This is a genomic window from Candidatus Thiosymbion oneisti, assembly GCF_900092655.1.
Taxonomy (GTDB): Bacteria; Pseudomonadota; Gammaproteobacteria; order Chromatiales; family Chromatiaceae; genus Thiosymbion; species Thiosymbion oneisti.
In genome coordinates this window covers 28,529-44,306 of the sequence record NZ_FLUY01000766.1, presented here as the reverse complement: position 1 = coordinate 44,306, position 15,778 = coordinate 28,529, and the positions used below count along the sequence as shown (strand labels likewise).

The following is a 15,778-nucleotide window of genomic DNA, read 5'->3' as shown; positions in this document are numbered from 1 at the left end:
AACTACCCAAGAAACTACCCAAGAACGGATCCTGGCCTTGTTGCGGCAAGAACCCACCCTGACACGCAAGGCTCTGGCAGCACGTATCGGTGTCACTGCTAACGGCATCAAATACCATCTGACAAAGCTTACGGAGAGCGGCCGCATTCGCCATGTAGGTCCGACGCGCAAAGGGCATTGGGAAGTGCTTGCACAGAAAGAGGAAAAATAGAACCGACTCCGCAGGTCCACAGGCAAGTTCCGTCCGGGCTTTTGCCTTTTGTAGGACAAGTCCGTCCATCGGGGAGGGCGCGCTCTGGGCCTGTTGGGGGCCTGTGAGGAAGTTTCCGTAAGCGGCGGTTGAGGCTTAGCGTACGATATTCTCTGTTCTTATGGAGAGACCCCTCGGTCAAATCCTTATGGCCAACCGGATCTCTATCCTCATGTACCACCAGGTGGGCAAGTTCGCGCCCATGCGGGAGCACCGGGCGAACTATTGTGACCACCGCCGATTCGCCGGTCAGATGGCCTTCCTGAAGGGTTTCGGCTACCGGGTATTGGACCTGGACCAAGTACTGGCGTGCGTGCGCGGCGAACGGTCGATCCCGCCTCGGGCCGTGGCGCTTACCTTCGATGACGGCTACGCAAATTTCGTAAGCCACGCCCTGCCGGTGCTCCGGCACCACGGCTTTCCGGCCACGGTCTATGCCGTCAGCGGCCGGGTGGGGGGGCAGGCGCAGTGGTTCGCCCAGGACTCGGGGCGGCCGGTTCCCGAGCTGATGAGCGCCGCCCAGCTAAGGGCAATCCAGGCTTCGGGCATAACCGTCGGCTCCCATACGGTAAGTCACCTCAAGCTCGCTGAGGCAACCCCCGAGCGCCAACACCGAGAACTGATCGACAGCAAGGCGTGTTTGGAAGACCTGCTCGGTGAGGAGGTCAAGCATCTGTGCTATCCATACGGAAGCTTCGCCCCGGACACGGTACGCGCCGCCGCTGCGAGCGGCTATCTCAGCGCCACTACCTGCCTACGAGGTCCCGCGTTACCCGGCGATCACCCCTTGGTACTCCCGCGCAAGGCCATCTCCTTCGGTGACAGCCTGATCGGCTATTTCTGGAAGCTTGTCGTCAAGAACAAGCCCAAGCCTCAGCTGCTGGAATGGCGCCGGGCGAGCCCGTAGGGCGGGTCAGGCGCGTGCGCCAAGCGCCGCGATTGCTGCGGCGGTAGGCGCGCCGTCACCCGCCAGACGGCGGCGGGTGGTAGCCCGTCGGTCGGGTCAGGCCAAGCCCCATCCCGACGCAGGAGGGAGCCTGGCCGCCACCCGACGGAGGTGACTGGCATACGGCGGATGGCGCAAGCTTATGCGCCCTACGCGGACTCATGGGTTCGGTCATGCCGCGGCGGTTTCCGTGCCGCAACGGCTTGTCGGATGTTCCAAGCGTTGCGTGTTCATCGATCCACGGCCGGGAATGACAAACATGGATATTGGGCACGGCGTGCCAGAGGCCGTTGGTTCGAGCGCCGGCTCGGCAGTGCGCGCCTTTGTCCAGCCTACCCGACTGGGCAAGCACACAGGACTTTATTGCTCAAAGTGAGGTCCGCGCGGGCCAGGAGCACGGCGGGCGCCCCATGGGTAGGTTGTGTTAAGACGCCGGCATCGGCGCCGCAGGAGATCAGCAGCCCTTTGAGCGTCGCAACGCAACAGGTCCGGTCCCCCAGACAGCGCCAAATCATTCAGGATTGCTAATGGAGAGGCGCCGACGTCTGGTGGACGAATCCCTGTGGTAAACTTACGACTCTTTTTTACCCGATGCCGATCTTGTCCCCGCCGTGGCGCGGCTCTACAGCCTACTCCTCTATCTCGCCCTGCCCTTTCTGCTGCTGCGTCTCGCCTGGCGTAGCCGTCACGCACCGGCGTACCGCAAACGCTGGGGCGAGCGGTTTGGTCTCTACGGCCAACGCCCGCTGCGGGCCCACATCTGGATCCATGCCGTTTCCGTAGGGGAGGTTCAGGCAGCCGAACCGCTCATCAAGCACTTCCTCGCGCGTTATCCGAACGCCGGCGTCATGGTCACCACCACCACACCCACCGGCTCGGAACGCCTGCGCAGTCTGTTCGAGAGTGCCGTTCGCCATGTCTATACGCCCTTTGACTTGGCGCCGATCATGAGCCGTTTCCTCGATGCGATCGGCCCCCGGCTCGTGGTCGTCATGGAAACCGAAATCTGGCCCAACATGCTGAGTGCCTGTGAGCGCCGCGGCATTCCGGTGGTGCTGGCCAATGCCCGACTGTCCGCCCATTCCGCTCAGAGGTATGCCCGACTCGGCGGCTTCACCGGCGAGACCCTGCGGCGGTTCGCGGCGATCGGTGCCCAGAGCCCCGCCGATGCGACCCGCTTCCAGGCCCTGGGGGCACCTGCCGAACGGGTACGGGTGATGGGTAACATCAAATTCGATGTCCGCCGGTCCGGCAGTTTGCTCGACCAGGCGGAGGTACTGCGCCGCCGCTGGGGGATTCGGCGTCCGGTCTGGGTGGCCGCAAGTACCCATGAGGGCGAGGAGGAGCAGGTCCTCCGCGCCCATCGAAAGATCCTGGACCGGCTATCAGGAGTCTTATTGGTCCTGGTACCACGCCATCCCGAGCGCTTCGAGCGGATCGCGGCATTAGTCGAGCGCCGGGGCTTCGCACTCGCGCGCCGATCCGCCGACGATCCCTGCGGCGAGCAGGTCTCAGTATTCCTCGGCGACACCATGGGGGAGCTGCCGGCCTTTCTCGCCGCGGGAGACGCGGCCTTCATCGGGGGCAGCCTGGTGCCCACCGGCGGCCATAATCTGTTGGAGGCGGCGGCGGCAGGGGTGCCCGTCGCTGTGGGGCCCCACACCTTCAACTTCGCCCGGATTACCGAGCTGATGGTGCGGGAGGGGGCGGCGATCCGGGTGACGGACGCCCATACGCTGGCGCAATGTATGGGGGAATGGCTGGGAGATGCAACGACCAGGGCACACGTCGGCGAGCAAGGGCGACGGGTGGTGCGAGCGAACCAGGGCGCCTTGCAGCGGCTGCTGGATCTGATTGATGGGATCTACGAAGACGACTCTGGAACAAACGGTTAACACCAACCTTCGGCCATGTCATCCTCGGTTGAAAGGCCCTGTTAACCGATTAACACTTTGTCGACAAAAAGGAAAACTGCTCCAGCAACCAAAGATGCAACGAAGCCGAGGATAAGTCCAACCACATAGTCTGTTCTCTTCTGCCTCCGAAACATTTGTAGGAACAAGTCCTGTTGCTCTTTAGATAGATCAGCAAGCTTTCGGTAATGCTCTGCTTCCTCTTTCTGGTGTTGCAGTGCTTCCGTGGTCGCCTTAAGTTGAAGTTGCTGCTGATCAAGTTTCTCCTTTACTGAAGAAATCGCAACGTCGAGTACCTTTCGTTCGCGGCTGACAACCTGATGAAAGTTCTCGAAGCTCTCGTTGATCGCTAAGAGTGGCTGTGAGACATCAAAGCCACCATCGGCTTCCTCCGTTGATTCGTTGCGTCGGATAATCGCCGTAGGCCAAGCGATGAGGAACAGTACGAACTGCAGAACGAGAAGAAGCAGCCACGTCAAAATCGCAAAGAGCTCAACTCCAGTGGCAATTTCCCCACCTGGCAGGATCGCGATTGAGATAAGAATCAGCGAAGCAAGATGCAGAAGTCCAATAGTTGCGTACCCACTACCAAAACGTGATTGAATCCTGGTGATCTTACGAGTGGGCAATAGAAGCATCCACGCTGGAACCCCACCTACTGTAATAGCTCCGGTAATAAGTCCGGCCACTTCACTAGATCCACGAACCGCAGCAACTATGAGCATAGCTAAGAATGTAACTGTCACCGACCTCTTAAGGGGGAGTAAAATCCTGACGGCAATTGGCGGGTTCATCGGTTTACCTTCACGTGGCTAACAAGCGATTAATGGGTATCTTCATCTGTATAACGTTCAATAGTTCGGAGGATAAAATTGGTTTCGTCTCAGCGGACTGGCATCTGAAACAACTTTCATGCCTGGTCGGATACCGCCCGAAGGGCGGCGAGCTGCTGGTCAAACTCCTCCGCGTTCAAGCCGTCAACCGGAATTCCTTTGCTCCAGAGAAGTTCGATAAACCCTCTATAGCCGATGTGCAGCAGTTCTCCGCACTCCCGCAGAGATAGACGTCCATTTAAGTATTCCCAGATCACAAGTCCGCACCTGATTCCCTCCTGAAGACTTTCGTTTTCCTGCCGATATGATTCAACGATCATATCAGGAAGTTCTATATTCATAACCGACATCGGACACTCTCCATCTGTTGAGTTATTATTACATGTCAAGTCTCGCCAGCGTCGCAGCGTCCGGTAGAGAGCCTGTCACGGCAATCACAGGGTCGGGTCCGTTACCGGACCATGTTGAAACGGGCACTGCCGATGCCGGTGTCCATGAGCGGAAAAGCTACCTCGGCTGGTTGGGCGTATGGACAATAAGGCTAAGGAATATGCGGTCGTCCGGCAAGCTACCGCAGTTGCGGACGAATTTTCCGTGGGGATAGGATACTACCCGCTTAATGTTGTCGGTAGTTGAGAGGCGTCGTGTTGCGTTACGCCGCGTTCAAGAACGTACTCCCCCGGACGTTTTCTGGCGCGGCTAACGCAACCTACACCCGAGGTCCGCACGGACAGGCCGCGCGGGGGGTGATGTGGGTGTCGATTGCGTTAAGACGTAAGACGTCGGCACCGACCCGGCGGACGATTAGCGCGCCTTGGTGCGTCGAATGCAACACGTCGAATCCTCCGACAACGCCGAATCATTCAGGATTGCTATCAGCTCCTGAAATCTTCAAGATAGGCTCAGACGATGCAATGGGAAACTGTCATCGGGCTGGAGATTCACACCCAGCTCGCGACCAAGTCGAAAATCTTTTCCGGCGCGCCGACTGATTTCGGTGCCGTGCCGAACACCCGGGCCTGTGCGGTGGACCTGGGATTGCCCGGCGTGCTGCCGGTGCTCAATGAAGAGGCCGTGACTCTGGCGGTGCGCTTCGGCAAGGCCATCGAGGCTGAGATCGCGGAGCGCTCCATTTTCGCACGCAAGAATTATTTCTACCCGGACCTGCCCAAGGGCTATCAGATCAGCCAGTACGAGCTGCCGGTGGTCGGTAAGGGGCGGGTACGGATCCTACTGGACGATGGTGCGATCAAGGAGATCGGTGTCACCCGTGCCCATCTGGAAGAGGACGCCGGCAAGTCGCTGCATGAGGACTTCCACGGCCTGACCGGCATCGACCTGAATCGGGCCGGTACCCCCCTGTTGGAGATCGTCTCCGAGCCGGATATGCGCTCACCGGAAGAGGCGGTGGCCTATGCCCGGAAGATCCACCGGATCGTGCGCTGGATCGGCGTCAGCGACGGCAATATGCAGGAGGGCTCCTTTCGGGTGGACGCCAATGTCTCGGTACGCCCCCAGGGCGAGGCGAAATTGGGCACCCGTACCGAGATCAAGAACATCAACTCCTTCCGCTTTCTGGAGCGGGCCATCCGCTTCGAGGTCGAGCGCCAGATCGATGTCATCGAAGGCGGTGGCCAGGTGGTGCAGGAGACCCGGCTCTATGATGCGGATCAGGGCGAGACCCGCTCCATGCGCACCAAGGAGGAGGCGAACGATTACCGCTATTTCCCGGACCCGGACCTACTGCCCCTGGTCATCGATGCCGATTTCATCGAGCGGGCGACGCAGGTGATGCCGGAGCTCCCGGACGCCAGGCGCCGGCGGTTCCGGGACCAGTACGGCCTATCCGATTACGACGCCGACCTGCTCACCTTGAGCCGGGAACTGGGGGATTACTATGAGCGCGTCGCCCAGGACACGGGTGATCCCAAGCTGGCGGCCAATTGGGTCAACGGTGAGCTGGCCGCGGCCCTGAACAAGGCCGGCCTGGAGATCGGCGCAAGCCCGGTCAGTGCCCCAATGCTGGCGGGGCTGATCAAACGCATTCAAGACCGGACGATCTCCGGTAAGCTCGCCAAACAGGTGTTCGAGGCCATCTGGAACGGCGAGGGCGATGCGGACGCGGTCATTGCGGCTCGTGGCCTTAAGCAGATCACCGACGCCGGGGCCATCGAGGCGGTGATCGAAGACATCCTGGCAACCAACCCGGCGCAGGTGGAGCAGTACCGCGGCGGCAAGGAGAAGGTGTTCGGTTTCTTCGTCGGCCAGGTCATGCAGGCCACCAAGGGCAAGGCCAATCCCCAACAGGTCAATGCGCTGCTGAAAGAGAAGCTCAGGGCATGAGCGAATCGGTAGCGGTAAATTTTTAAGTGGTCGAGTACAGAAGTTCATTAACCACTCCCAGTTTCTTTTTGGATCCCCTCTCCCCGACCCTCTCCCGGAGGGAGAGGGAACAAAACGCGTAGGTTGGGCAAAGCCGCCAGCCTGTCTGCGTGCGGAATGCACCGGCCGCGGACGGCGGCGTGCCCAACACACCATTCAAACCTTAACCACCACCGAGCGAATCTTATCAGGGTAGACTGCCTGCCGCTTCAATAAGGCCGAGGAGGGGGTTATTTCGGAAACAGCTGCGGAAACTCCTCGATCAGGATTTCCGCAACCGCACGGTTTCCCCCAGGGCCGAGGTGGGCATTTCCTTTCCAGTATATCTCGCTTGCCGTCAGCCCTCTCGCGTGGAAACGGGGGGTAAGATCGACGAAGCGGATGCCCTGATCGTCCAGAAAATCACGCACTTCCCGATAGTGCTCCGTATTTAACCCGTCCCCTCTCCAGGGATCATCCAGTGGTCCCACTGGAATCAACACGACGATGAGCGGTAGGTCGTTGCGTTCGGCGAAATCACGAAAATCGAGCAGTGCGGATTTATTCTCCTGCGCCATGGGATTATCGGAAAACCAGGAGCCTTTTTCACTCGTAGCCAGGCACATGAGGGCATAGATGTCCCCTAAACCCCATCGATTCTTGCACATGAGAGCATAGCGGTTCCTAAACCCAGGCGTGGTGAGCGCGGCGGCATCGGGTTGCCCTATCTCGGCCACCTGTTTCCTTAACGACTTTATCAGATTTACCGTTAACGAATAGCGCTTCAGGACATCCTTGATCCGCTTCCCCCGAGCGGCCGAGCTTCTCTCTGCATGTCGCTTCAGTCTACGGGCGACTTGCTGCGCCAATTCCTGGTCCGTGTGCCGTACCAATCGGTAATTTTTATCAATGGATACGCTATTGACCAGCCAACCGTCGATGACCGTCGAGTGTGGGTGAGCATAGTCGTTAGCAACATCGTTCCAGTAATAGAAGACGAAGAGTGCTTGCGGCAGGTAGCCGATTTGTTCGGCGATTTCGATGAACTTTTGGTACTGGTGGCGCTGGCCGGTATGGGTAACCCCACACTTCAATATACGAACACCGGTCGTTTTTTCGATGAGGGTGCCGAATTTTTCCCCGAACGGCGTATACCCCCAGGTGAAGCTGTCTCCCGCGAAGTAAACATAGGAATCGTACCGAGTATGCTCCCTATCGAAGCAACCGATGGAGTTCGACCATATGGGGTAGGTGACACCCTCTACCCAGTGGTATGCCTGTCTGTTTGTCCCGATATCGAACCCGCGTTGAGGGTGTTTAACGAAGTAATGCCTGGGATAGCGATTGCGACCCGCAACCTCCGGCCGCGAATCCCGGCGGTATTCCTTGAGCTGAGATACATACCTGGCCGGCAGAAGCCAGAATGAGATGGTGTCAAACGCCAGAACGAGCGCCAGAAAAATCAGAATGTTAATGAATAAGGTTTTCATCCTACAGTTCCCAATGCCATTTATACTCATCCAATTGACAAGTTGCTGCCGGCTTCCAGTCGCCGGCTGCCGATCGCCGAGCGTCCGCTACGCGGATCCTCGGGGCGCCTCCCTATGGGCATCCCGGAATGATTGGAACACGGGCGATTCGCCTCAGGTGTTTGGTTGCTCCGTCGGTCGGATCATGAAGGCCACCAAGGGCAAGGCCAATCCCCAACAGGTCAATGCACTGCTGAAAGAGAAGCTCAGGGCATGAGCGAATCCCGTCAGGGTAGACTGCCTGCCGCTTCAATAATGAGGCTGAGAGCCTGTCTAAAAAAGGGCCGTAGGCCATGGTAGGCAGTCGGCTGGGTTGAGGAACGAAACCCAGCTTTTACGGACCAGCCTACCAGCTTAAAATCTTAGAAGCTGTCTGGTTAAAACGGATCCTAGCATCGTGTTGCGTTACGCCCTGTTGTTCCCCCAGGCGTTTGCGCGTGCGGCTTAACGCAACTATACACTTAAGGCGAGGTCCGCGCGTGAGACCGCGCGGGGGATAATGTGGGTGTAGGTTGCGTTAAGACGCTGGCACTGGCCTAGCCGTAGACCAACGAGCCGTTGGGCGTCGAACGCAACACGTCAAACTTGACAGCGCCAAATCATTCAGGATTGCTTAAGGATGGGTTATTTTGAAAACAGCTGCGGAAACTCCTCGATCAGGATTTCCGCAACCGCACGGTTTCCGGCAGGGTTGAGGTGGGGATCTTCTTTCCAGTATAGGTCGCTTGCCGTCAACCCTCTCGCGCGGAAACGGAGGGTAAGATCGACGAAGCGGATACCCTTATCGTCCAGAAAATCACGCACTTCCCGATAGTGCTCCGTATTTAACCCATCCCCTCCCCGGGGGTCATCCCCTGGTCCCACCGGCATTAACGCGACGACGAGCAGTAGGTCGTTGCGTTGGGCGAAATCGCGAAAATCGAGCAGTGCGGATTTATTCTCCCGCGCTATGGGATTATCGGAAAACCAGAAGCCTTCTTCACTCGGAGCCAGGCACATGAGGGCATAGATGTCCCTATTCGAAACCTTTGCCCGGCACAGGTGGGTATGGATGTTCCTGAGCACAGGCGTAGTGCTCGGGGCGGCGTCGGGTTGCCCTATCTTGGCCACCTGTTTCGCTAGCGAATTTATCAGGTTTACCGTTAACGAATAGCGCATCAAGACGTTCAGAATCCGCCGCCTCCAAGTGACCGGTTTTTCCTCCGCATGTCGCTTCAGGTTAAGGACGATTTTCTGCGCCAATTCCTGGTCCGTATGCCGTGTCAATCGGTAATCTTTATCAATAGAGATGTTATTGACCTGCCAACCGTCGATGACCGTCGAGTGCGGATGAACATGGTCGTTGGCAACATCGTTCCAGTGATAGAAGACAAAGAGTGCTTGCGGCAGGTGGCCGATTTGTTGGACGATTTCGATGAACTTTTGGTGTTGGTGGCGCTGACCGGTATGGGTAACCCCGCACTTCAATATACGGACACCGGTCATTTTTTCGATGAGCGTGCCGAATTTTTCCTCGAACGGCGTATACCCCCAGGTGAGACTGTCTCCCGCGAAGTAAACGTAGGGATCGTACCGAGTATACTCCCTATCGAAGCAACCGATGGAGTTCGACCATATGGGGTAGGTGACACCCTCTACCCAGTGGTATGTCTGCCTGTTGGTCCCGATATCGAACCCGCGTTGAGGGTGTTTGACGAAGTAATCCTTAGGATAACGGTAGCGACCCGCAACCTTCGGCTGCGGATCCCGGCGGTATTGACTGAACTGAAACCCATATCCGGTCGGCAGGAGCCAGAATGAGATGATGTCAAACGCCAGAACGGGTACCACCAGAAAAATCAGAATTTTAATGAATAAGGTTTTCATTTTTGGACAAGCCCTCCGGCAGGGGGATATGATTTTAACCGTCAGACCCGTTGCGGGACACCGTTCGGTGCCCTGTCTGCTCTTCGGCCCCGGCAAGAGGCGTTCGCTGATTTGAGGCTAAAGTACCAAGACCTCCCTAATATCATCAGTCTGTTGCGGCTGCTTGCCGTAATGCCGGTCCTGTACCTGCTGCTCGAGCGGGAGTTCGGCTGGGCATTGCTCCTGTTTGCGGCAGCGGGGTTTTCGGACGGGCTCGATGGTTTCCTGGCCAAGCATTACGGTTGGCAGAGTCGCCTCGGCGGCATTCTCGATCCCCTTGCGGACAAGATCCTGTTGGTGGCCTGTTTCCTGGTGCTCGGGGCCTTGGCGCTCATCCCAGCGTGGCTGGTGTCGGCGGTGCTGTTCCGGGACCTGCTGATCGTCGGGGGGGCCGTGCTCTACAACTACCGGGTCGAGGAAGTAGAGGCGGCCCCGACGCTGATGAGCAAGCTGAACACGGTGCTCCAGATCCTGTTGATCGTGCTGGTGATCACGGACGCCGGGCCCATGCCCCTGCCGGGATGGGTCATCCGGACGCTGATCTGGATCTGTCTTACCACCGTGGTCGTCAGTGGTAGCCAGTATGTCTGGATCTGGTCGCGTAAGGCAGCGCAGAAGGGCTGGAAAGAGAATTGACGGGGCAGCGGGATTACGACTTGCGGGCCCCGATGATCTGTCGTATCAGCCACCGCGTCGGGCGGCATTTCCTGCGCAGGCTCTCGCGGTCGATCTCCTCCAGAAGTCCCATTAGGTAGCTCGGTTCCCGTGGACAGCGACGCATGATGTAGGCGACCGCGTCCGGGCCGAGCTCAAGGCCCCGGCGCTTGGCCGACTCCTTAAGTAAGTGCTCGCAATCGTCCTCGGGCAAGGGGAGCAGCCGGTAGCCTGGCCCCCAGCCCAGACGCGAGCGCAGATCAGGAAGGGTCAGGGGCAATTCTGAGACAGGAGTGTAGGCGCTCACCAACAGGCATCGGCCGGATTCGCGTAGGCGGTTGTAGAGGTCGAACAGGCCCTGTTCCCAAGTCGCATCCCCGGCGATGGCCTGGATGTCGTCCAGGGCGACCAGATCCCAAAGCTCCAGGTTGTCGAGTATGGATGGGGCCAACTCCCCATGCTCCAGGGGCACATAGATGGCCGAGCGATCGCCCTGCGTTACCTGCCGGCAGGCGGCTTGTAACAGGTGAGTCTTGCCGCTGCCGGCGGTGCCGAACAGATACAAGAAGTTGTCTCCGCTCCTCGCGGCCCAGGCCGTGACCGCGGCGACGGCCTCGGCGTTGGGACCGGACACGAAAGCGGCGAAATCCGCTTCCGGCCTCAGCTGGACGGGGAGGGGAATCTGGTGCATCCGGGATCCGGATCAACCGACCCCATCCAAGGCCAAGGCGGTGCGGGCGAGGCGTTTGCCCAATGCCTGGCACAGGTGTCTTTCCGCGTCGGTCAGGGGCAGATTGCTCTCACTGCCGGCTAGGTGGGAGGGGCCGTAGGGGGTCCCGCCGCTGCTGGTCCGCAGCAGATCGGTTTCGCTGTAAGGCAGCCCGACTAACAGCATTCCGTGGTGCAGCAGGGGCAGCATCATGGACAGCAGGGTCGTCTCCTGCCCGCCGTGGAGGCTGGCGGTGGAGGTGAATACCCCGGCCGGCTTCCCGATCAGGGTTCCCGCCATCCACAAGGAGCTGGTGCCATCGAGGAAGTACTTCATGGGCGCGGCCATATTGCCGTAGCGGGTCGGGCTGCCGAGGGCAAGTCCCGCACAACCCCGCAGGTCTTCCAGCTCGGCATAGGGGGGGCCTGCGTCCGGAATCTTGTCCTGGGTGGACTCGCATAGGGTGGAGACGGCGGGGACGGTGCGCAGTCGGGCTTCGATGCCCGGTATCTCCTCCGTGCCGCGGGCGATCTGATGCGCCATTTCCGCCGTAGCGCCGTAGCGGCTGTAGTACAAAATCAGTATGTAGGGCATGGCTGGTCCTCAGTGGAGAATGACCGATTCGGCACGCCGGGCGCCGAGGTAGTACGTGCGCAGATGCGCTCGGGTGCTGTCTGCGTGCGAGACACACAGGCCGCGCGGGGGTAATGTGGGTGTAGGTTGCGTTAAGACGCCGGCACTGACCTGGCAGACGATCAGCGAGCCTTTGAGCGTCGCAACGCAACACGTCAAACCCTGTCCCGACGCAGGAGGGATCTTTTCCCTCCGGACAACGCCAAATCATTCAGGATTGCTTTGATGCGGTTCGCGCCTCCTCGTGGTGCCATCCTGTATGACCTACCGCGCTCACCGCATCCTACAGGATATCGAGCACGGCCTCCGGTGGACGGCCCAGGGCGGCCTTATCCTCCGTGACGACGATTGGGCGCTCGATCAGCTTCGGGTGGGCGACCATGGCCGCGATCAGGGCGTTCCGGGACAGCTCCGGGTTCGCCAGCGCGTGCTCCTGGTACGCCTTTTCCTGCTTGCGCATGAGCTCACGAGGCTCCAGGCCCAACATATCCAGCAGACGTTCCAGCGTTGCAGTATCCGGGGGGGTCTTGAGGTACTCCAGGATCCGGGGCTCGAGGCCCTGGTCCCGAAGCAGCTCCAAGGTCCGGCGGGATTTGCTGCAGCGTGGATTATGGTAGATGGTGATGGTCATGAAAGCCCTCGATCGCGGCGGGGCGGACATCGCCCCTTGAATACTGCTATTGTAAGCCACGGTCGGAAAACTCCAAATAAGGTGAAGGAGGTCGGCGTTTATGAGTGAACAGGCATCTGACAAACGCGTATGTTTTCGTTGTCTGGTGGCGGGTCGGGTGCAAGGGGTTTTTTTCCGCGCCGCCGCCCGCGAGCAGGCCCAACGGCTGGGGCTGACGGGTTATGCGCGCAACCTGTCGGATGGCCGGGTAGAGGTCCTCGTCTGTGGCGAGCCGGACTTGGTGGGCCAACTACGCGAGTGGTTGCGCGTCGGTCCGCCCACGGCCGAAGTCACGGGTGTCGCCTGCGAGCCGGGTGCCTTCCCGCACCTGAGTGGATTCGATATCCATTAGCCGGGATCTCAAGCTGCTGTTACCGACCCTGATCGACGGACGCATTCTGCGTCGTTACAAGCGGTTTCTGGCCGATGTGGAGCTTGCCGACGGTTCGCTCGTAACCGCTCACGTGCCCAACACTGGGCGTATGTCTAGCTGTTGGTCCCCCGGTGCAGCGGTGCAGCTGAGTTGCAGCGACGATCCCCGCCGCAAGTTGGCTTGGACATTGGAACGGGTGGATATGGGTGCCGGTTGGGTGGGTATACACACCGGTCGCGCCAACGCGGTGATGGCAGAAGGCATAATGGGGGGACGGATTCCGACCCTTGCCGGATATCGGAAGCTCAGACGCGAAGTGAAATTTGCCCCCACCGGATACTCTAAAGGGCGTTTGGATATCGTCCTCACCAAGGGACCGGCGCCGGATGTCTTGATAGAGATCAAGAACGTGACCCTACTCGACGGCAACTGGCTGCGGTTTCCGGATGCCGTCAGCGAACGTGGGCGCAAACACTTGAGTCTACTGCAGGCGGCGGTGGAACTGGGCAACCGCGGTGTTATGCTGTACGCCGTCAATCGGCCCGAGGGTCAGTGCTTTGCCCCGGCCTGGTCGATCGATCCCGCTTACACCGAGCGTTTAACCGCAGCGGCGGAGGCTGGCGTCGAAGTGCTCGCCGTGCGCATCAGGCACACGGAAACCCACCTGGAGGTCGGCGAGGGGTTGCCGGTGGATCTTACAATGCCGAATCTGCAATGACACTCAGTGAGCTTCGTTACATCGTGGCGGTGGCGAGAGAGCGCCATTTCGGACGTGCCGCGGAGGCCTGCTTTGTCAGCCAGCCGACCTTGAGTGTGGCGGTCAAAAAGCTGGAGGACGAGCTCGGGGTGAGTCTATTCGAGCGTGGTACGGGGGAGGTGACCGTCACCACCGTCGGTCAGCAGATCGTCGAGCAGGCCCAACGGGTATTGGAGGAAGCGGATGGAATCAAGCACTTGGCCCGACATGGAAAGAATCCGCTTGCCGGTATCTTGCGTCTGGGTGCCATCTATACCATTGGTCCCTATTTGCTGCCCCGGTTGATTCCCCGGATATCGGAACAGGCACCGGAAATGCCTCTGATGATCGAGGAGAACTTCACGTCCGTGTTGAGCGAACGCCTCAAGCGCGGGGATCTGGATGTCATCGTTATCTCGCTGCCCTTCAATGAGCCGGGGGTACTGACGAGGCCCATTTACGACGAATCCTTCATCGTGCTATTGCCGGGCAGTCATCCCTGGTCCGGACAAGCGTCGGTAGATGTCGATCAGCTCGGCAACGAGGATGTGCTGCTGCTCGGACCGGGGCATTGCTTCCGGGACCAGGTACTCGAGGTCTGCCCGAACTGCATCAGATCCACCGCGGGCGGCAACAGCCTGCAACGTGGGCTCGAAGGAGGCTCCCTGGAGACCATCCGCTGCATGGTGGCCAGCGGGGTTGGGATAACGGTGCTGCCCTGTAGCGCCGTCGCGGAGGACCGGTTCGTGGAGCCTTTGGTACGTGGCCTGCCCTTTGCCGGAAAGGCCCCGCACCGCCGGGTGGCCCTGGCCTGGCGCAAATCGTTTTCGCGCCTGGAGGCGGTCGATGTGCTCGCGCGCGCCATCCGCGGGGCGGACCTTCCCGGTGTCTCGTATCCGGACTCGGCTTAAGGGAACCTTGAAAAATTGCTTCCCGGCGATTTTTCAAGCCGCGAAGTGAAAACGCAGTTTCCACTTCGCTTCATTTTTCAAGGTGCCCTTAAAGAGTCGGGCTATCGGTTATCAACGGATGGAGCGGTAGATCTCGCGCCGACCGTATTTGCTCAGCACCAGTTGCCAGAGTTGGCCCTGGCGGGAGCGGAAGTAGCCGGCACAGGCGTTCAGGTAGAACTTGAACATGCGATAGAAACGCTCGTCGTACCTGTCGGCGAACCGCGGCCAGGCGAGGTCGAAGTTCTTCCACCAAGCCATGAGCGTAGCGTCATAGTCCTGGCCGAAGTTGTGCCAATCCTCGAGGACGAAGTCGTGCTCGATGGCCTTGCTGACCTCCTGGAGCGAGGGGACATGGCCGTTGGGAAAGATGTACTTGTCGATCCAGGGGTTCGGGGCGCGCGGGTGGTCGTAGTCACCGATAGTGTGAAGTAGGAATAACCCATCTGCCACCATCACCCGCCCGACGGTCGCGAAATAGGCCGGGTAATTCTTGGGGCCTACGTGCTCGAACATGCCCACGGAGACGACCTTGTCGAAGCGGCCTCTAAGGTCCCTGTAGTCCATCAGCTCGATGCTGACCGGTAGACCAACACAACGCGCTTGGGCAAAGCGTTGCTGTTCCTTCGAGACTGTAATGCCGGTTACCTCTACCCCGTAGTTCTGCGCCGCAAATCGGGCCAGTCCCCCCCAACCGCAACCGATGTCCAGCAGCCGCTCGCCGGATTTCAGCTCTAGCTTGTCGCAGATGAGGCGAAGCTTGGCGAGCTGGGCCTGCTCCAGATCCGCGGCGTCCTTCCAATAACCACAGCTGTAGCTCATGGTCGGGTCCAGCATGGCCGCATAGACATCGTTGCCGATGTCATAATGGTGTTCTCCGACCTGGAAGGCGCGTTTGCGTGATTGAGGGTTGAACAGAAAATTACGCAGGAATGCCCCTAAGAACCGGAGCTTGCCGAAGCCCTTTATCGTGTTGAGGCGGGCGCTCAGCAGCTTATAGAGGGTCTCATCCAAACGCTTGCTATCCCAGGCATTATCCATATAAGCCTCGCCGAAACCGAGGGAACCCTGACGTAGAACCCGGTCATAGAGTGCCGCATCGTGGACCTGAATATCCCAAGGCCGGCTGCCGTTGAGCTGCACGTCGGCTAATTCCAGCAGCCGAATCAGGACCCCGGGGACCTCCCGGTCTTCTGGTTTGGGGCCATGGTTGGTCCCCATCGCCGTATCCTGTGCCGAAGCCATCCGAATGTTCCCGGTTTGCGATAGGTATCCGTCACATATAGTCTGCCGTGGTACAGATTTCTCGTATCTTC

17 protein-coding genes are annotated in these 15,778 nt (G+C 59.4%); 9 read left to right on the top strand and 8 right to left on the bottom strand.

Annotation, left to right across the window (positions count from 1 at the left end):
- The 3 genes from BQ17_RS08370 to waaA form a co-directional block, all read left to right on the top strand.
- A partial coding sequence (locus BQ17_RS08370) for a winged helix-turn-helix transcriptional regulator (protein WP_141699170.1) occupies positions 1-211 on the top strand: 211 nt, incomplete at its 5' end.
- Positions 212-398: 187 nt separating this feature from the next.
- Positions 399-1,157, top strand: coding sequence for a polysaccharide deacetylase family protein (locus BQ17_RS08365; RefSeq protein ID WP_089726087.1), 759 nt, complete (start codon positions 399-401; stop codon positions 1,155-1,157).
- A 650-nt stretch (positions 1,158-1,807) separates the two neighbouring features.
- Entirely contained in the window at positions 1,808-3,091 is a 1,284-nt protein-coding gene (waaA, locus tag BQ17_RS08360) for a lipid IV(A) 3-deoxy-D-manno-octulosonic acid transferase (protein ID WP_089726081.1), read from the top strand.
- Positions 3,092-3,132: 41 nt separating this feature from the next.
- Here the strand turns inward: waaA and BQ17_RS08355 are convergent, their stop codons facing one another.
- Together BQ17_RS08355 and BQ17_RS08350 are read right to left on the bottom strand one after the other, a co-directional pair.
- Positions 3,133-3,903, bottom strand: coding sequence for a beclin/Apg6 coiled-coil domain-containing protein (locus tag BQ17_RS08355; RefSeq protein ID WP_141699169.1), 771 nt, complete (start codon positions 3,901-3,903; stop codon positions 3,133-3,135).
- A gap of 116 nt (positions 3,904-4,019) precedes the next feature.
- Positions 4,020-4,283, bottom strand: a complete 264-nt coding sequence (locus BQ17_RS08350) for a UPF0175 family protein (RefSeq protein ID WP_176722352.1) — start codon at positions 4,281-4,283, stop codon at positions 4,020-4,022.
- Between the two features lie 568 nt (positions 4,284-4,851).
- Here BQ17_RS08350 and gatB point away from each other — a divergent pair.
- Entirely contained in the window at positions 4,852-6,285 is a 1,434-nt protein-coding gene (gene gatB / locus BQ17_RS08345; protein WP_089726075.1) for an Asp-tRNA(Asn)/Glu-tRNA(Gln) amidotransferase subunit GatB, read from the top strand.
- Positions 6,286-6,554: 269 nt separating this feature from the next.
- Here gatB and BQ17_RS08340 read toward each other — a convergent pair whose 3' ends face one another.
- Positions 6,555-7,793, bottom strand: coding sequence for an alginate O-acetyltransferase AlgX-related protein (locus tag BQ17_RS08340; protein ID WP_089726072.1), 1,239 nt, complete (start codon positions 7,791-7,793; stop codon positions 6,555-6,557).
- Between BQ17_RS08340 and BQ17_RS24635 the strand changes: the two genes are divergently transcribed.
- Complete coding sequence (locus BQ17_RS24635; RefSeq protein WP_089726070.1) at positions 7,732-8,049, top strand: Asp-tRNA(Asn)/Glu-tRNA(Gln) amidotransferase subunit GatB; 318 nt, start codon at positions 7,732-7,734, stop codon at positions 8,047-8,049. The two genes, BQ17_RS08340 and BQ17_RS24635, sit on opposite strands and share 62 nt — an antisense overlap.
- 407 nt (positions 8,050-8,456) lie before the next feature.
- Here BQ17_RS24635 and BQ17_RS08330 read toward each other — a convergent pair whose 3' ends face one another.
- Positions 8,457-9,698, bottom strand: coding sequence for an alginate O-acetyltransferase AlgX-related protein (locus BQ17_RS08330; RefSeq protein WP_089726068.1), 1,242 nt, complete (start codon positions 9,696-9,698; stop codon positions 8,457-8,459).
- Positions 9,699-9,809: 111 nt separating this feature from the next.
- On the opposite strand from BQ17_RS08330, the gene BQ17_RS08325 reads away from it, so the two are divergent.
- Positions 9,810-10,373 carry a CDP-alcohol phosphatidyltransferase family protein gene (locus tag BQ17_RS08325; RefSeq protein ID WP_089726066.1) on the top strand — a complete coding sequence of 188 codons (564 nt, stop codon included), beginning with the start codon at positions 9,810-9,812 and terminating at the stop codon, positions 10,371-10,373.
- 13 nt (positions 10,374-10,386) lie between these two features.
- On the opposite strand, the gene hda is transcribed toward BQ17_RS08325, so the two are convergent.
- The 3 genes from hda to arsC form a co-directional block, all read right to left on the bottom strand.
- A complete protein-coding gene (gene hda / locus BQ17_RS08320) occupies positions 10,387-11,082 on the bottom strand; it encodes a DnaA regulatory inactivator Hda (protein WP_089726063.1) in 696 nt (231 codons plus the stop codon).
- 12 nt (positions 11,083-11,094) lie between these two features.
- Positions 11,095-11,694: an NAD(P)H:quinone oxidoreductase gene (gene wrbA / locus BQ17_RS08315; RefSeq protein ID WP_089726061.1), complete on the bottom strand. Its 600-nt coding sequence runs from the start codon at positions 11,692-11,694 to the stop codon at positions 11,095-11,097.
- A gap of 322 nt (positions 11,695-12,016) precedes the next feature.
- Entirely contained in the window at positions 12,017-12,364 is a 348-nt protein-coding gene (gene arsC / locus BQ17_RS08310; protein WP_089726059.1) for an arsenate reductase (glutaredoxin), read from the bottom strand.
- 100 nt (positions 12,365-12,464) lie between these two features.
- Here arsC and BQ17_RS08305 point away from each other — a divergent pair, with 100 nt between their 5' ends.
- Genes BQ17_RS08305 through BQ17_RS08295 form a run of 3 tightly spaced genes read left to right on the top strand, consistent with a single transcriptional unit; the run spans position 12,465 to position 14,423 of the window.
- On the top strand, positions 12,465-12,755 hold the full coding sequence (locus tag BQ17_RS08305) for an acylphosphatase (RefSeq protein ID WP_089726057.1): 291 nt from the start codon (positions 12,465-12,467) through the stop codon (positions 12,753-12,755).
- The gene (gene sfsA, locus BQ17_RS08300) at positions 12,736-13,494 is read left to right on the top strand and encodes a DNA/RNA nuclease SfsA (protein WP_218068174.1); all 759 of its coding nucleotides are present in this window, start codon (positions 12,736-12,738) and stop codon (positions 13,492-13,494) included. Before BQ17_RS08305 ends, sfsA begins: the two co-directional genes overlap by 20 nt.
- The gene (locus tag BQ17_RS08295) at positions 13,491-14,423 is read left to right on the top strand and encodes a hydrogen peroxide-inducible genes activator (RefSeq protein WP_089726055.1); all 933 of its coding nucleotides are present in this window, start codon (positions 13,491-13,493) and stop codon (positions 14,421-14,423) included. The genes sfsA and BQ17_RS08295 overlap by 4 nt, the downstream gene beginning before the upstream one ends.
- Positions 14,424-14,534: 111 nt before the next feature.
- Here the strand turns inward: BQ17_RS08295 and cfa are convergent, their stop codons facing one another.
- Entirely contained in the window at positions 14,535-15,707 is a 1,173-nt protein-coding gene (cfa, locus tag BQ17_RS08290) for a cyclopropane fatty acyl phospholipid synthase (protein ID WP_089726050.1), read from the bottom strand.
- Between the last annotated feature and the right edge of the window lie 71 nt (positions 15,708-15,778).

Excerpts from the sequence above, each read along its gene's own strand:
- arsC (WP_089726059.1), bottom strand. The coding sequence starts at position 12,364 with ATGACCATCACCATCTACCATAATCCACGCTGCAGCAAATCCCGCCGG.
- BQ17_RS08305 (WP_089726057.1), top strand. The coding sequence starts at position 12,465 with ATGAGTGAACAGGCATCTGACAAACGCGTATGTTTTCGTTGTCTGGTG.
- BQ17_RS08340 (WP_089726072.1), bottom strand. The coding sequence starts at position 7,793 with ATGAAAACCTTATTCATTAACATTCTGATTTTTCTGGCGCTCGTTCTG.
- BQ17_RS24635 (WP_089726070.1), top strand. The coding sequence starts at position 7,732 with ATGGTGTCAAACGCCAGAACGAGCGCCAGAAAAATCAGAATGTTAATG.
- BQ17_RS08330 (WP_089726068.1), bottom strand. The coding sequence starts at position 9,698 with ATGAAAACCTTATTCATTAAAATTCTGATTTTTCTGGTGGTACCCGTT.
- BQ17_RS08365 (WP_089726087.1), top strand. The coding sequence starts at position 399 with ATGGCCAACCGGATCTCTATCCTCATGTACCACCAGGTGGGCAAGTTC.
- gatB (WP_089726075.1), top strand. The coding sequence starts at position 4,852 with ATGCAATGGGAAACTGTCATCGGGCTGGAGATTCACACCCAGCTCGCG.
- BQ17_RS08295 (WP_089726055.1), top strand. The coding sequence starts at position 13,491 with ATGACACTCAGTGAGCTTCGTTACATCGTGGCGGTGGCGAGAGAGCGC.
- BQ17_RS08355 (WP_141699169.1), bottom strand. The coding sequence starts at position 3,903 with ATGAACCCGCCAATTGCCGTCAGGATTTTACTCCCCCTTAAGAGGTCG.
- wrbA (WP_089726061.1), bottom strand. The coding sequence starts at position 11,694 with ATGCCCTACATACTGATTTTGTACTACAGCCGCTACGGCGCTACGGCG.
- BQ17_RS08350 (WP_176722352.1), bottom strand. The coding sequence starts at position 4,283 with ATGAATATAGAACTTCCTGATATGATCGTTGAATCATATCGGCAGGAA.
- hda (WP_089726063.1), bottom strand. The coding sequence starts at position 11,082 with ATGCACCAGATTCCCCTCCCCGTCCAGCTGAGGCCGGAAGCGGATTTC.
- cfa (WP_089726050.1), bottom strand. The coding sequence starts at position 15,707 with ATGGCTTCGGCACAGGATACGGCGATGGGGACCAACCATGGCCCCAAA.